This window comes from Sphingobacterium sp. UBA1897, assembly GCF_002337775.1.
Lineage (GTDB): Bacteria > Bacteroidota > Bacteroidia > Sphingobacteriales > Sphingobacteriaceae > Sphingobacterium > Sphingobacterium siyangense.
Genome location: NZ_DDGR01000007.1, coordinates 309,659 through 323,849 on the forward strand (window position 1 = coordinate 309,659; position 14,191 = coordinate 323,849).

Here is a 14,191-nt window from a genome sequence, read left to right on the forward strand (position 1 = left end):
ACAGCACTAAAAATACGATTTTTTCAAGAAAGCGAAGCCTAAAAGTAGTGTTACTTAAAAGAAATGGCTTTGATCGGACTAATCTTGGTAATTAGCATTGACGGAATAAATAATGAGATCATTCCGATAAACACGACAGCCAAATTGACCAAAATCACATCAGACCATTGAAGTTGAACGGCCACATAGGAGATATAGTAGGTCTTCTCATCCAATTTAAAGAAATGGGTAAAATCCTGAAAAAAGTAAAAACCTAAGCCAATAAGATTACCGATTAATAATCCCAGACCGATGAGGTACAAGGCACTGTACATGAAGACGCGGCGAATTCCGGCATTGTGATACCCCAATGCCTTTAAGATACCGATCATTGAAGTCCGCTCAAGAATGGTGATCAGCAAGGCGGAGATCATATTGATAATAGCAACAACCGTCATCAGTATAAAAATGATTTTGGTGTTCATGTCAAGCAATTCCAGCCACTGAAAAATATCAGGGACCTGATCCTTGATATTGATTGCCTGCATATCGATAGGCAACAGATCTTCAACCTTGTTCGTTGTCTGTTCGAGCTGACTAAAATCTTTAATCCGAATCTCATAGCCCCCTACTTCATGATCATCGAGGTTGCTTAGTTTACGAATGACATTGAGAGACCCGATCACATAAACCTTATCTAATTCTTCGGAGCCTGTATTAAAAATGCCCTTAATGACAAATTTACGTTTACGTATAGGATCCTGCACGAAATACATAATAAAATCGTCACCGACTTTTAGGAGCAGTCGATCTGCGAGATACTTGGACACCAAAATCTGATTATCCGCATTATCCGATTTAAAGTCTATCATGCTCCCTTCCACCAGCATACGCTGAAAGGGCTGCTGATTATACAAGGAATCGATACCTTTGAGAACCACTCCTTCAACTTCATCGTTGACATTAATGATGCCGGCCTTGGTCGCAAAGGAACTGATTGAGTTGACTTGGGGAATCGCTAATATGGACTTACGGACCTCCGGTGTAAGTGTTATGGGTGAATTCTCGTAAGACTTATTCAGGTCGTAACGTAAAACCAATACATCGGCAAAAAAACTCCGTTGCTTACTGATAATCTCTCCCTTAAATCCGCGCAATACCGCAATAGATATGATAATCGCTGCAATAGCAAGAGCAATTGCACCAATAGTCACCCGAACGATCAATTTTGAGAACGTTCTTTTTCCAGAAAATGCGATCCGATTTGCTAAAAAATAAGGAAAATTCAAGCTTTCAATATATTTATGTAACTTCGCAAAGTTATAAAAATTTGTTATTTACAAAACTGAAATGACAAATAATTAGGCGTTTTTCAGTAGGCTATTCAACAAGGAGGCCCCTATACTGGTTTAAAGAGTTTTATAAAAATTACAAGTATTATGCGTATTATTTTCATGGGTACTCCCGATTTTGCTGTAGCTTCACTTGAAGCACTGATTCAGTCTGGCGAACAAGTTGTCGCTGTGGTTACGGTACCGGACAAACCTGCAGGACGTGGACAAAAAATACATGAATCTGCTGTGAAAATATTTGCTACGCAACATAATATCCCAGTTCTTCAACCAGTGAAACTCCGTGATGAGGCATTTTTAGATGAACTGAAAAGTTTTCAGGCGGACCTACAGGTTGTGGTAGCATTCCGCATGCTTCCTGAGATCGTCTGGAATATGCCTAAATTTGGAACAATCAATGTCCACGCCTCACTCCTTCCACAATACCGGGGGGCAGCACCGATAAATCATGTAATCATTAATGGAGAGAAAGAATCGGGCGTAACGACATTTTTACTGCAGCACGAAATCGACACGGGAAACATCTTATTGTCGAAAAAAGTTGCCATCAAAGAAACAGACAATGCGGGTGATCTTCACGATAACCTCATGGTTGCCGGAGCAGAAACTCTCCTGCAAACCATTCAGCAATTAAAGGCTGGAGCCTTGCAGCCCAAACCTCAAGACGTCCTTCTCACAACGGAGCCGCTCAAACATGCGCCAAAAATTTTCAAAGAAGACTGTAAAATAAACTGGGATCAGCCCACTGCACAAGTGTATAACTTCATTCGCGGTTTAAGCCCCTATCCAGCGGCATTTACCCTCTTAAATGATAAGGTCCTAAAAATCTATAGCACAGAAAAAGAACTTGTCAATACAGCTACAATACCGGGAACCATAGAAACTGACAAGAAAAGTTTCTTAAAAATTGCGGCGCAAGACGGCTATATTGTCATTTCTGACCTTCAACTCGAAGGGAAGAAAAGAATGAATGTAGTCGATTTTTTAAAAGGCTATCGATTTTAGCCTTTTTCATCACCACCATCATAATATTGCAGCAGATCACCAGGCTGACAGTCTAGCGCCTTGCATATCGCTTCAAGGGTATCTAATCGCAATGCCTTCGCCTTTTGATTCTTGATGATTGAAAGATTGGAAAGGGTAATTCCGACATTGTCACTCAATTGGTTAAGCGACATTTTTTTCTCTTTCATTATTTTATCCAAGTGAATTAAGATTGGCATAATATAATTTTTATTCTTTTAAATTTATTTAATGTCACTAATAAAACAAAAGATCCATCTTTTTGTTTTATCATAAAATTATCATTTTAAAATAAATTTGAGGAATGCATATTGCATAATAAATCAGCTACCGTCGAGTTAAATTGTCTAGAATAAGAAAAAAAATTAAACCCTTTAGCACTTTAAATATCAAACAGTTGAATATTACAGCAACAGATAAGAAGAAAAAAAATATTAAAATGGAATAGTTTTTGATGATTAAAAATTGAAACTCAAAAAAACCTAACTCATTAAATATGAGTGGCTAGATAATCAATTTTCCATTAATAATTCAAAAATTTTTCGTATTTTCGCAAACATTTCTTAGAGAGGAGAATTAATAAAAATTAATGAGACAGCTCAAAATTACACAATCTATCACCAATCGTGAGTCACAGTCTTTGGACAAATACTTACACGAAATTGGTAAAGTAGACTTAATTACAGCAGAAGAAGAAGTAGAATTAGCACAGCGTATCCGCGAGGGCGATCAAGTTGCCTTGGAAAAATTGACTAAAACCAACCTTCGTTTCGTAGTATCAGTAGCAAAACAATATCAAAATCAAGGTTTAACCTTAGGTGATTTAATCAATGAAGGTAACCTGGGCTTAATTAAAGCAGCTAAACGTTTTGACGAGACAAAGGGGTTTAAATTCATTTCTTATGCCGTTTGGTGGATTCGCCAATCTATTCTTCAAGCAATTGCTGAACAATCGCGTATCGTACGTCTGCCATTGAACCAAGTCGGTTCATTGAGCAAAATCAGTAAGGCTTTCTCAAAACTAGAACAAGAATACGAACGGGAACCATCTCCAGAAGAATTGGCGGATATCCTTGAAACCACAGTAGATAAGGTTTCGGATACCCTAAGCAACTCTGGCCGTCACGTATCTATGGACGCTCCCTTTGTTCAAGGTGAAGAAAACACACTTTTGGACGTTTTGGAGAACCATGATCCAGACACAGACAGTTCTTTGATTGATGAGTCTCTATCAGAAGAAATCAAACGATCATTGGCAACATTGACAGAAAGAGAACGTGAAATTATCGTACTTTTCTTCGGCTTAGGTTCCAATCACCAATTGTCGTTAGAGGAAATCGGAGAGAAATTCAATTTGACACGTGAACGTGTTCGTCAGATCAAAGATAAAGCTCTTCAGCGTTTGAGACACACTTCAAGAAGCAAAATCTTAAAATCCTATTTGGGTTAACAAGAGATACTTATTAGACATTTTGGCAATCCCAATCAGAAATGGTTGGGATTTTTTTTGTCCATAATTTTTTGTCCAATAGAAAAAGGGTTGCCTACTGAGCAGCCAACCCTTTTTCTATTTTCCAAGATTCCTGTTATTTAGAATCCGGCATCAAGATAAATTCAAAAAGTCGATCTCTTTTCAAATATTTCCCGGCAACGTCCTGCACTGACTTTGAAGTTACCTTCTTCAAATTGTCTATTCTTCGTGTATATCGCGTAAGATCAAGATCATTCTGATATGAACTTGATATGTAATTCAGCCAATAGCCATTTTCACGAAGATTTAACTCATTTTGTCGCTGTTGTTCTGCTAGGAACTTCTCAATATCTCCATTTTCGGGGCCCTGTTCCTGAATCTTTTTCACCTCATCCAATGCCGAAGCAATTAAAGCATCAGCCTTATCTACTGCGGAACCAAAACCAATGGAGAAAGCATAACGCGCTTTTGGCAGCTTACTAAAACTAGCCCGAGCACCCACTCCATAAACACCACCTTCTTTTTCCCGGAGTCTTTCAAGCAATTTGATCGTCAAAACACTCTCCAAGGCTTCCATATTAACATTTTCAGTTTCATTATAGGTATAGTCCCCATAGTAGGCCAATTGCGTACTTGCCTTTTCTTCTTTTCCCTTATGAACAACCACGCGCTCTCCCTTGCTCGGCTCCAGAATATTTAAATCCTTATAGCTCTCCCCTCTTTTAAGGGCCGGCAACGAGGCAAGATAGGTTTCTAAATAAGGCTTGATCTGATTCTCGTCAAATGACCCCACAATTGTAAACACAAAATCCGAAGCATCCGCAAATCGTTCTTTGTAGATTGCCAAAGCACGCTCCCGATCAATTTTATTGATCGTTTCTACGGTTGGGTTTTGCCGACGGACATTGTTGCCATAAAGCACTTCTTTCACTTTATCCGAGAATACATTATTTGGATTGCTCAATCTATTTTCCAAAGATCCTTTTGCCCGGGTCATGGTACTCTGGAAAATATCCTCGTCCAAGCGAGGTTCGGTAAAATAACCATAAATCAATTCAAAAGCATTCTTCAATCCTTCTTTATCTGTGCTACCTGAGATACCTTCGTAGCGTTCAGAAATGTACGGAGAGATGGAAACATCTTTTCCCGAAAGATACTTCGTAAGCTCAACGTTGTTCATTTGTCCAACGCCGCTTGCATCAATTAAAGAGGATGCATTAGAGGCCGAAAAGTAATCTGCATCGTTATAGCCAGATGTTCCACCTGGACTATACGCCATAATCTGTATCTCATCATTTTTAAAGTCCGTAGGCTTTAAGATCACTTTAACACCATTGCTTAAGGTCAATTCTTTCGCTTGAACTGCGTCAATATTTCTTGACGATACAACAGCGCCTTTCACCGGTTCTTTTGAAAGCAAGGGAAGATTGGAAACCTTATCTTCATAAGCTGTCACAGGAGTCTCTTCAACTGCTTTTACCCAGCTCATTACGGTAGACTCAGCCGGTAAGTTGGCCTTATCCTTCTCTGGCCCCATAACCAAAACATCGCGGTTCAGATCGGTATAATATTTTTTCACCAAGCCATTTACTTCTGACAGCTTCAACGTTGGCAACAGCTGTTTAGTCAAACGATAGGCGTTTTCATTACTTAAAGCGGGTTCATCATCAATAAAATAATTTAGATAACGGTTGACGTAACTATCCGATTTCTTTTTGTCACGCTCGATAAAAGACATCTCGTTACCTTTTTTCATATCTGCGATGGCACGATCCAACTCCGTCTGTGTAAAACCGTATTTTTGAATACGCTCAAATTCTGTTAGCATCGCCTTAAATCCGGATTCCAACTCGCCCGGTTTTGGGACCACCAGCAATGAAAAAGTATTAAGGTTAGCAACAAAATCGCTGATACTTCCACCTGCCTGCATAAAAGGAGGGTTCGGTTGCTGCATCAATTCAGAAAAACGACCTGCGATCATCTGATTGAAAACACTCTTCAACAGCTCGTTTCTATAATCTCCTACAGTGGAAACTTTTTCTTTTTCACTTTTAATCAAAATCTGCGCGACGGTATAAGGCAGTTCCGGATCTGAAATTGCCAAGAACTGGTTCTTGTTTAACAAATCAACACGATATTTTTTACGCTCCAATGCTTTTTTTGGCATTTTCATATCGGAAAACAAAACTTTCACCCTTTCTTCCATTTCCTTAGGATCAATATCGCCAACAATGATTAGAGCCTGTAAATCTGGGCGATACCAGTCTTGGTGGAATTTGCGTATTTCTGTATAAGGAAATGTTTTCAGGATCTGTTCAGTTCCGATAGGCAAACGTTTGGAGTAAAGGGATCCATTGAGCAACATCGGAAAGTATTGATCCTGTAAACGCTGCTGCACTCCTCTTCCACCACGTTTTTCTTCGAGGATAACGCCCCGCTCTTTATCAATTTCTTCGCCATCCAACAAAGCATCCTGAGCCCAGTCGCGCATCACCTGTAAACCATTTTTTAAAAGTTCAGGATCATCAGAAGGAATTGGTAGCTGATAAACTGTCTGATCAAAGCTCGTATAGGCATTCAGATCCGAGCCAAATCGAACTCCTGCCTTTTGCAAGTAGTTAACCAATTCATTCTTTGGAAAATGCTTCAGGCCATTGAAGTTCATATGCTCTAAAAAATGTGCCAAACCAAGCTGTTTTTCATTTTCCAGAATGGAGCCGGCCTTCATGCCCAAATACATGGTGACACGCCCCTTAGGCTCGCTATTTTTACGAATGAAGTATGTAAATCCATTTTTCAGCTTCCCCGTGATGACTTCGTTGTCGAAGGGTAATTTTTGATTCAGGGCCAAACTATCTTGGGATAGAATCGCCCGTGCTTCCGCGGTTAACGTAGTTGGCTTTTTTGCTTCTGCTATATAGAATGTAGCCGGTAACAGAAAAGCTAATGCAAGTGGTTTAATGAATTTCATACAAAAAAATGTCTTTTTTTTAGTCAGTTATTTTTGCTAATTGTTATATATTAGGGTAAACGGAACTGGAGATCAATTGTCCCGATAAATAGTAAAATACAGATCAATACTTTTTTCATTATCCAAGGAGGAATCGGGTCCCTCCATTAGGGAACGTCTCTTTGTGTTATTTATAATCTGTAAAAATTCCATCTAAAAATACAGAATAACTTTCGAAAAGAACAACAGTTAATTGTAATTTTGTTGCAAATGGATTTTGAAAACTGGAGTGATATAAAAAAGGAATTCGAACAATTCTTAAAGTTCGAAAGAGGCTTGAGCATTAATTCAATTGATGCTTACTTAAATGATGTATCCAAATTTCAGATCTACTGTGAAGACAATCATTTGGTTTTAAATACCGTAACGAGAAAGAATATACAGGAGTTTTTGGCTTGGTTGCAGGAATTTAATATTTCGCCCTTCACACAATCCAGGTTGATATCTGGCCTTAAGACATTCTTTAGCTTTTTGATGATCGAGCATGAATTCGTCAACAATCCGACCGATCTCCTTCAGGCGCCACGCTTGGCACGCAAGCTGCCCAGCGTTTTGAGCATACAGGAGATCGATCAATTAATCTCGGCAATCGATCTTTCTTCACCCGAAGGTGAACGTAATAAAACGATCATCGAAATCTTATACGGATGTGGTCTCCGTGTTTCCGAACTTGTCACCCTCAAAATATCAAACCTTTTTTTAGATGTAGAATTTATCAAAGTTGAGGGCAAGGGAAGCAAAGAACGCCTAATTCCAATTGGCCAACACGCCATTAAACACCTTCGCATCTACTTAGAAACGGTCAGACCTCATATCAAGATTAAGGCCGGAAATGAAGATATTGTATTCCTCAACAGAAGAGGCGCCGCATTATCGCGGGTTATGATCTTCTTGATCATTAAGGAACTTGCCTCAAAAATCGGGTTACAAAAAACCATCAGCCCACATACTTTTAGACATAGCTTTGCATCACACCTGGTGGAAGGCGGTGCCGACTTAAGAGCAGTACAAGATATGCTCGGTCATGAAAGTATTACCACGACCGAAATATATACACACATCGATAGGGACTACCTTCATTCCATTATTACGCAATATCACCCCAGATCTTAACTATATCGATTCCTCCTGCTTGGACATTCGAATAAGATGTGCCAAATTTTTCACCACACGATCGTGTTTCAAAACGAATGGATTGTTTTTATCCCACACGTATCCCGCTAATATTGCACAAATGCTACGTTTCACCTCCGGGTTTTCGGGTTGATGATAAAATAACTCCTGCAGATTGCCTGTATACCATTCCTGTATATATGTTGTAAAAACTGCAATCCCATCTTTCATATAGTCTTCAAATTCTGACTGCCAATCCACTGTTTCACCCTGGATCTGCCTTAAAGCTAACTTCGCCGCCAAAATACCAGATTCTGTAGCGAAACACACACCGGAAGAAAAAACAGGATCCAGGAATTCGGAACTATTGCCGGTCAAGGCATACCCTGGCCCATACATTTTACTCACCGCGGTAGAATAATTACTCAACTTACGGGGTTCAAAAACAAAAGGGACATCACCAAACCGCTTAACATAGTAATCGGACAGTTGAATAGCCCTATTTAGTGCTGTAGTGGTATCTTCGCCCAGGCTTTCGATGAACGAAGTTGGCCCCACAATTCCAACAGAAGTATTGCCATTGGAAAATGGAATTACCCACAACCAAACCTGCGTTTCCAATATATCAAAAGAAATCAGACTACCTTCTTGCCCTAGCGGTCGATTAACGTCATTGACATGGCTGAATATCGCCGAATGAGGGCTTAAACGTGAGGGTTGGTCCAAATTTAGCATGCGAGGCAAAACGCGACCATAACCCGAACAATCGATCAGAAAGTTTGCCTCTATTTTTGTTTCAACACCTTGGCTATCGCATACCGTAGTGATCGATTTTGCACCATCAAATTGTACGTCAGTTACTTCTGTACCGAAGGAAAGATCTACCCCTTTACGCATAAGCTCATTCGCCATTTCCTGATCAAAATCAGCTCTCGGTATCTGCCAGGTCCAATCCCAACCTTCGGAAAATTTATCTGAAAAATCGAAAATACAGACTTCCTTCCCGCGTATAAACCGCGCTCCAAATTTCTTTTCGAAACCTTGTGCATCCAACGCATCAAACAGCCCAGCTTCATCAAAATGATCCATCACGCGCGGTATTAGACTCTCTCCTACCACGATTCTCGGAAACTGGCTTTTTTCGACAACCTTTACCCTTGCCCCTTGTTTTTGTAAATACCCAGCAGCAACCGAACCGGAAGGTCCCGCCCCGATGATCAAAATGTCAACCTGTTCAACGTTCATTATACGCTTTGATTAAAAGAAAAAAATATTAATTTCGTGCCTGATTAATAATTGCCAAATCTATTCACAAAAAATAAAATAAAAAAAACAATTTCGAGAGTTTTTCAAAATTGCTATCCCATAAATCATGAGCTTACTCACCAACCATTTAGATTTAAAACAGTTTATCCAAATAACCTACGGAAACGAAAAATTGGATATCGATGACGATATTTGGGAAAAAGTAGATGCTAGCCACAATTTTCTTCAGAAATTTGCTGAAAACAAAGTAATTTATGGTGTCAATACCGGTTTTGGCCCCATGGCTCAATATCGGATTAAAGACGAAGACCGCACTAAACTTCAATACAATCTAATTCGCAGCCATGCCTCAGGAACAGGACAACTTCTTGATCCGCTTCAGGTAAAAAGCACGATTTTAGCACGCTTAAATACATTAACCCTCGGTTATTCAGGAGTCCATAAGTCCACTATTGCTTTGATGAAAGAATTGATCAACCGCAATATTTATCCAGTTATTTTTGCACACGGTGGTGTCGGTGCCAGTGGTGATCTCGTACAGCTCGCACATTTGGCCCTCGTATTAATTGGTGAGGGTGAGGTAATGTATAAAAACGAACGAATTCCAACCAAACAGGCTTTTGATGCTGAAGGCCTTGCCCCTATTCAGATTGTTCTACGTGAAGGCTTGGCACTGATCAATGGGACTTCGGTCATGACAGGGATTGGCATACTAAACTGGAACCATGCGCAAAAAGCCTTATCTTGGTCCATCAAAGCAGCCTGTGCAATCAACGAAATCGTTCAAGCTTATGACGATCATTTTTCGGAAGCGTTAAATCAAAGCAAAAAGCATCCTGGACAACAAGCTATTGCCAAAAAGATGCGCAGTCACCTTGCGAGCAGTAAGTTGATTCGAAAACGCGAAGACCACCTCTATACTAGTGAAAATCAAGAAGATATTTTCAAAGACAAAGTACAGGAATATTATTCCGTCCGTTGTGTTCCGCAAATATTGGGTCCGGTTTCGGATACCATTAACAATGTGGGTACCGTGCTTGAGCATGAACTAAATTCAGCCAACGACAATCCCATCGTTGATCTAAACGATCAACATGTGTACCATGGCGGCAATTTTCATGGCGACTATATTTCACTGGAAATGGATAAACTTAAATTGGTTATGACCAAGATGACAATGCTTGCGGAAAGACAATTGAATTATCTACTCAACAGCAAGATCAATGAGATTTTCCCGCCTTTCGTAAATTTAGGCACATTAGGACTAAATTTTGGCATGCAGGGTGTCCAATTTACGGCAACATCCACAACAGCGGAATCCCAAGCGCTAAGCACTTCGCTCTACATCCATAGCATTCCCAACAATAATGACAACCAAGATATTGTCAGCATGGGTACGAATGCAGCAATGTCATGCAGTCAGGTCATCGAAAATTCCTTTGAAGTGCTGGCGATAGAATTTATTACTTTAGCACAGGCAATTGACCATTTAGGTTGTCAGGAAAAATTAGCAAAAGAAACACTATCTTGGTATATGGACCTGCGTAATTTGTTTCCGGCCTTTGCCGAGGATCAAGTGATGTATCCGATTATTAAAAAAGTAAAAGAATACTTAATCAATAAAAATCATGATTAAAAGGCTCACATTCGGCGGATTATTTATACTATCATGCACCTTCGCATCTGCGCAACAATTGGCGCGGGTACAAGAAAAGGGACTTGTCGGATTTATCAATAAAGATGGATCGTTTCAGATTACACCTCAATTCAAAAATGCTCAAGATCAATCCGAAGGAAAGATTGCTGTTTATGATGGCAGCAGGTGGGGATTTGTAGATAAAGATGCAAATTATATTATTCAACCTCAATACGTCAATGCCAAATCCTTCAGTCAGGGAATGGCGATGGTGAAATCTGCAAGCGGTTGGCTTTACATTGATTCTCTCGGGCAGGAACTGAAGTCGATCTCTAGCAAGCGGGTTTATGAATTCAATGATGGTGTTGCTTTTTATCGTGATGCGACCAATTTAGTAGGTCTCATCAACAACAAACAAGAGGTTGTGCTTCCACCAACTTATGATGTCATCCGTCCATTTAAGGATGGCTACGCTAAAGTCGCCAAAAATAAAAAATGGGGTGTCATTGACAATCAGGGAAAAGAGGTCGTCGCTCCAAATTATGATGATATCGGCGATTTTAATGTTGGATTGGTGTGGGCAAAAAAACAGAACAACTGGTTTCTCGTATCTGGTCAAAAAGAAGTTGCCCTCCCCGGTATTTCAAAAATTGAAAATATTGAAAACCCCGACTTTGTCCTTGTTCAGCAAGGAAATAAAATCGGTTTTATGGCATCGGATGGCAAATGGGTGATACCTGCAACTTATGATGATGCGCGAAATTTTCAGGAAGGTCTAGCGCCAGTGAAATTAAATGGGAAATGGGGATATATTGATACTACAGGTAAATTGGTCATCCCTACTGCCTATCAGGATGCCCTTTCATTTTCTCCGGAGGGCCTCGCTGCAGTTAAAGACAGTAAATGGGGATTCATCGATAAAAATGCCAAAGTTATCATCCCCTTTCAATATGAGATTACTGCGGCGCTAACGTTTAAGAAACAGGAGAAGGGATTTATCGATGGTTTAGCGCGAGTTAAACTCAATGGCAAATGGGGATTTATTGACACCAAAGGAAACCTTTTAGGAAACAAATGGTTTGATAATGCAGAATTATTTCAAAATTAATATACATATTGTAGGATGAAATGCGCTTTAGTTACAGGTGGATCAAGGGGAATTGGCAGGGCAATTTGTCTTAAACTGGCTCAAGAATTGGGCTATCATGTGTTGATCAACTTTCAGCAGAATGAAACTGCAGCATTAGAAACACTTGCTGCTATAGAAGCAAAGGGCGGTAGTGGTTCGCTTCTAAAATTCGACGTCGCAGATAAATCCGCAGTCGACAAGGCCTTATCTACCTGGGAATCGAGCCATCCCGAAGCTAAGCTTGAAGTTATCGTTAATAACGCCGGGATAGCCAAAGATGGCTTGTTTATGTGGATGCCAGCAGAAGATTGGTCCTCGGTAATCAACACAACTGTCAATGGTTTCTATCATGTTACCCAATTTTTTATACAGAAACTGTTACGCCAGCGTTATGGTCGTATCATCAATATGATTTCCGTATCCGGTGTAAAAGGTACAGCTGGTCAAACCAACTATTCGGCGGCCAAAGCGGCTTTGCTAGGTGCAACTAAAGCGCTGGCTCAGGAGGTTGCCAAACGGAATATCACCGTCAATGCTGTGGCACCTGGATTTATTCACAGTGACATGACTGCCGATATGGACGAAAAGGAACTAAAAAAATTGATTCCGGCCAATAGATTTGGGGAACCTGAGGAAGTCGCAGACCTCGTCACCTTTTTAGCTTCTTCAAAAGCAGGCTATATTACGGGGGAAGTAATTAATATAAATGGAGGAATTTATTCGTAAATCTATGGAGCAAAGAGTAGTGATCACGGGGATGGGAATATATTCCTGCTTGGGGACATCATTGGAAGAAGTAAAAGATTCTCTGCAACAAGGGAAATCAGGGATTATCTTCGATGAAGAACGAAAAACTTTTGGATTTCGTTCCGCATTAACCGGTGCCGTTCCACAACCAAATTTAAAACATGAATTGAACCGCCGTCAGCGAATATCCATTGGTGAAGAAACAGAATATGCGTATTTGGCTACGATGGAAGCCTTAAAAAATGCAGCCATTGACGATGCTTTTCTCGATGAACATGAAATTGGGATTCTCTATGGAAATGATTCGGTCTCCAAAGCCATTATTGAAGCTGTTGATATTGTACGGGAGAAAAAGGATACCAGCCTGATAGGTTCTGGAGCGATTTTTAAATCAATGAACTCCACGGTAACCATGAATCTCTCCACGATATTCCGTTTAAAAGGCATTAACATGACGATATCCGCCGCCTGTGCCTCCGGATCCCATTCTCTAGGGCTTGGATTCAACCTGATTAAAAGTGGCATGCAAGATATGATTATCTGTGGTGGGGCGCAAGAGATCAATAAATATGCCATGGCCAGTTTTGATGGTTTAGGTGTTTTTGGAGATGATACCCTGCCGGCTACAACAGTATCACGTCCCTTTGACAAAGATCGTTCCGGATTGGTACCTTCTGGCGGCGCCGCTACAATAATTATAGAAAGTTATGAATCCGCGGTACGTAGAGGAGCCCCTATCCTAGCGGAAATTGTAGGTTATGGATTTTCATCTAACGGAGGGCATATTTCTACACCAAATGTCGAAGGACCGGCCTTGGCCATGGAACGCGCAATTAAACAAGCTGGCGTTAAACCCTCCGATATTGCCTACATCAACGCACATGCCACATCCACCCCTGTAGGCGATGCCAATGAAGCGCAGGCTATCTTGCAGGTATTCGGTGAAAGCCAACCTTTTGTCAGCTCCACAAAATCGATGACAGGCCATGAATGTTGGATGGCAGGCGCCAGTGAGATCATCTATTCCAACATCATGATGTTAAATGGTTTTATGGCTCCAAACATTAATTTTGAAAATCCGGATGAACATTCAGCCAAATTAAATATCGTTAAACAAACCGTATTTAAAGAATTTGACCTATATTTGTCCAATTCTTTTGGCTTTGGGGGAACAAACTCTGCATTAGTCATTAAAAAAATAAACGATTAACTTATAAAAATGATTTCTGAAAAGATTAACGAAATACTTGTTGATGAGTTTGAAGTGGATGTTGATTTAATCCAACCGAATCTAAATTTAAAAGATACATTAAATTTAGACAGTTTGGATTATGTCGATCTTGTCGTTATCATTGAGTCCAATTTTGGTGTCAAATTGGTTGAAGCCGATTTCACAAATATCCAAACCTTCCAAGACTTTTATGACCTCATCAAACGTAAGACAGCTCATAACTAAGTCAATGTT

Annotated in this window: 12 protein-coding genes; 8 read left to right on the forward strand and 4 right to left on the reverse strand. The window is 40.1% G+C overall.

Going from position 1 to position 14,191, the window contains the following annotated elements; genetic code table 11:
- Positions 1 to 50 precede the first annotated feature (50 nt).
- Positions 51 to 1,268, reverse strand: a complete 1,218-nt coding sequence (locus B4N43_RS06645; RefSeq protein ID WP_120334705.1) for an ABC transporter permease — start codon at positions 1,266 to 1,268, stop codon at positions 51 to 53.
- Between the two features lie 150 nt (positions 1,269 to 1,418).
- Here B4N43_RS06645 and fmt point away from each other — a divergent pair, with 150 nt between their 5' ends.
- Entirely contained in the window at positions 1,419 to 2,336 is a 918-nt protein-coding gene (gene fmt, locus B4N43_RS06650; RefSeq protein ID WP_286733668.1) for a methionyl-tRNA formyltransferase, read from the forward strand.
- Here fmt and B4N43_RS06655 read toward each other — a convergent pair.
- Positions 2,333 to 2,554 (reverse strand): helix-turn-helix domain-containing protein, encoded by a 222-nt coding sequence (locus tag B4N43_RS06655; RefSeq protein ID WP_046675813.1) that lies wholly within the window; start codon positions 2,552 to 2,554, stop codon positions 2,333 to 2,335. The two genes, fmt and B4N43_RS06655, sit on opposite strands and share 4 nt — an antisense overlap.
- A 389-nt stretch (positions 2,555 to 2,943) precedes the next feature.
- Between B4N43_RS06655 and B4N43_RS06660 the strand changes: the two genes are divergently transcribed.
- The gene (locus B4N43_RS06660; RefSeq protein WP_028068906.1) at positions 2,944 to 3,804 is read left to right on the forward strand and encodes a sigma-70 family RNA polymerase sigma factor; all 861 of its coding nucleotides are present in this window, start codon (positions 2,944 to 2,946) and stop codon (positions 3,802 to 3,804) included.
- 136 nt (positions 3,805 to 3,940) lie between these two features.
- Here the strand turns inward: B4N43_RS06660 and B4N43_RS06665 are convergent, their stop codons facing one another.
- Complete coding sequence (locus B4N43_RS06665) at positions 3,941 to 6,796, reverse strand: M16 family metallopeptidase (protein WP_088161042.1); 2,856 nt, start codon at positions 6,794 to 6,796, stop codon at positions 3,941 to 3,943.
- Positions 6,797 to 7,045: 249 nt separating this feature from the next.
- On the opposite strand from B4N43_RS06665, the gene xerD reads away from it, so the two are divergent.
- A complete protein-coding gene (gene xerD / locus B4N43_RS06670; protein ID WP_145328523.1) occupies positions 7,046 to 7,948 on the forward strand; it encodes a site-specific tyrosine recombinase XerD in 903 nt (300 codons plus the stop codon).
- Here the strand turns inward: xerD and B4N43_RS06675 are convergent, their stop codons facing one another.
- Positions 7,949 to 9,193 (reverse strand): NAD(P)/FAD-dependent oxidoreductase, encoded by a 1,245-nt coding sequence (locus tag B4N43_RS06675; RefSeq protein WP_286733671.1) that lies wholly within the window; start codon positions 9,191 to 9,193, stop codon positions 7,949 to 7,951.
- A 127-nt stretch (positions 9,194 to 9,320) separates the two neighbouring features.
- Here B4N43_RS06675 and B4N43_RS06680 point away from each other — a divergent pair, with 127 nt between their 5' ends.
- The 5 genes from B4N43_RS06680 to B4N43_RS06700 are packed head-to-tail and all read left to right on the forward strand — an operon-like array spanning position 9,321 to position 14,182.
- Positions 9,321 to 10,850: an HAL/PAL/TAL family ammonia-lyase gene (locus B4N43_RS06680; RefSeq protein ID WP_286733673.1), complete on the forward strand. Its 1,530-nt coding sequence runs from the start codon at positions 9,321 to 9,323 to the stop codon at positions 10,848 to 10,850.
- Complete coding sequence (locus tag B4N43_RS06685) at positions 10,843 to 11,958, forward strand: WG repeat-containing protein (protein ID WP_088161039.1); 1,116 nt, start codon at positions 10,843 to 10,845, stop codon at positions 11,956 to 11,958. Before B4N43_RS06680 ends, B4N43_RS06685 begins: the two co-directional genes overlap by 8 nt.
- A 15-nt stretch (positions 11,959 to 11,973) precedes the next feature.
- Positions 11,974 to 12,705, forward strand: coding sequence for a 3-oxoacyl-ACP reductase FabG (gene fabG, locus B4N43_RS06690; protein WP_286733676.1), 732 nt, complete (start codon positions 11,974 to 11,976; stop codon positions 12,703 to 12,705).
- Positions 12,706 to 12,709: 4 nt separating this feature from the next.
- Positions 12,710 to 13,936: a beta-ketoacyl-[acyl-carrier-protein] synthase family protein gene (locus B4N43_RS06695; protein ID WP_075994721.1), complete on the forward strand. Its 1,227-nt coding sequence runs from the start codon at positions 12,710 to 12,712 to the stop codon at positions 13,934 to 13,936.
- Between the two features lie 9 nt (positions 13,937 to 13,945).
- Positions 13,946 to 14,182 (forward strand): acyl carrier protein, encoded by a 237-nt coding sequence (locus tag B4N43_RS06700; RefSeq protein ID WP_075991971.1) that lies wholly within the window; start codon positions 13,946 to 13,948, stop codon positions 14,180 to 14,182.
- Positions 14,183 to 14,191 lie beyond the last annotated feature (9 nt).

Excerpts from the sequence above, each read along its gene's own strand:
- B4N43_RS06655 (WP_046675813.1), bottom strand. The coding sequence starts at position 2,554 with ATGCCAATCTTAATTCACTTGGATAAAATAATGAAAGAGAAAAAAATG.
- fabG (WP_286733676.1), top strand. The coding sequence starts at position 11,974 with ATGAAATGCGCTTTAGTTACAGGTGGATCAAGGGGAATTGGCAGGGCA.
- B4N43_RS06660 (WP_028068906.1), top strand. The coding sequence starts at position 2,944 with ATGAGACAGCTCAAAATTACACAATCTATCACCAATCGTGAGTCACAG.
- B4N43_RS06665 (WP_088161042.1), bottom strand. The coding sequence starts at position 6,796 with ATGAAATTCATTAAACCACTTGCATTAGCTTTTCTGTTACCGGCTACA.
- B4N43_RS06700 (WP_075991971.1), top strand. The coding sequence starts at position 13,946 with ATGATTTCTGAAAAGATTAACGAAATACTTGTTGATGAGTTTGAAGTG.
- B4N43_RS06685 (WP_088161039.1), top strand. The coding sequence starts at position 10,843 with ATGATTAAAAGGCTCACATTCGGCGGATTATTTATACTATCATGCACC.
- B4N43_RS06675 (WP_286733671.1), bottom strand. The coding sequence starts at position 9,193 with ATGAACGTTGAACAGGTTGACATTTTGATCATCGGGGCGGGACCTTCC.
- B4N43_RS06680 (WP_286733673.1), top strand. The coding sequence starts at position 9,321 with ATGAGCTTACTCACCAACCATTTAGATTTAAAACAGTTTATCCAAATA.
- fmt (WP_286733668.1), top strand. The coding sequence starts at position 1,419 with ATGCGTATTATTTTCATGGGTACTCCCGATTTTGCTGTAGCTTCACTT.
- B4N43_RS06695 (WP_075994721.1), top strand. The coding sequence starts at position 12,710 with ATGGAGCAAAGAGTAGTGATCACGGGGATGGGAATATATTCCTGCTTG.
- xerD (WP_145328523.1), top strand. The coding sequence starts at position 7,046 with ATGGATTTTGAAAACTGGAGTGATATAAAAAAGGAATTCGAACAATTC.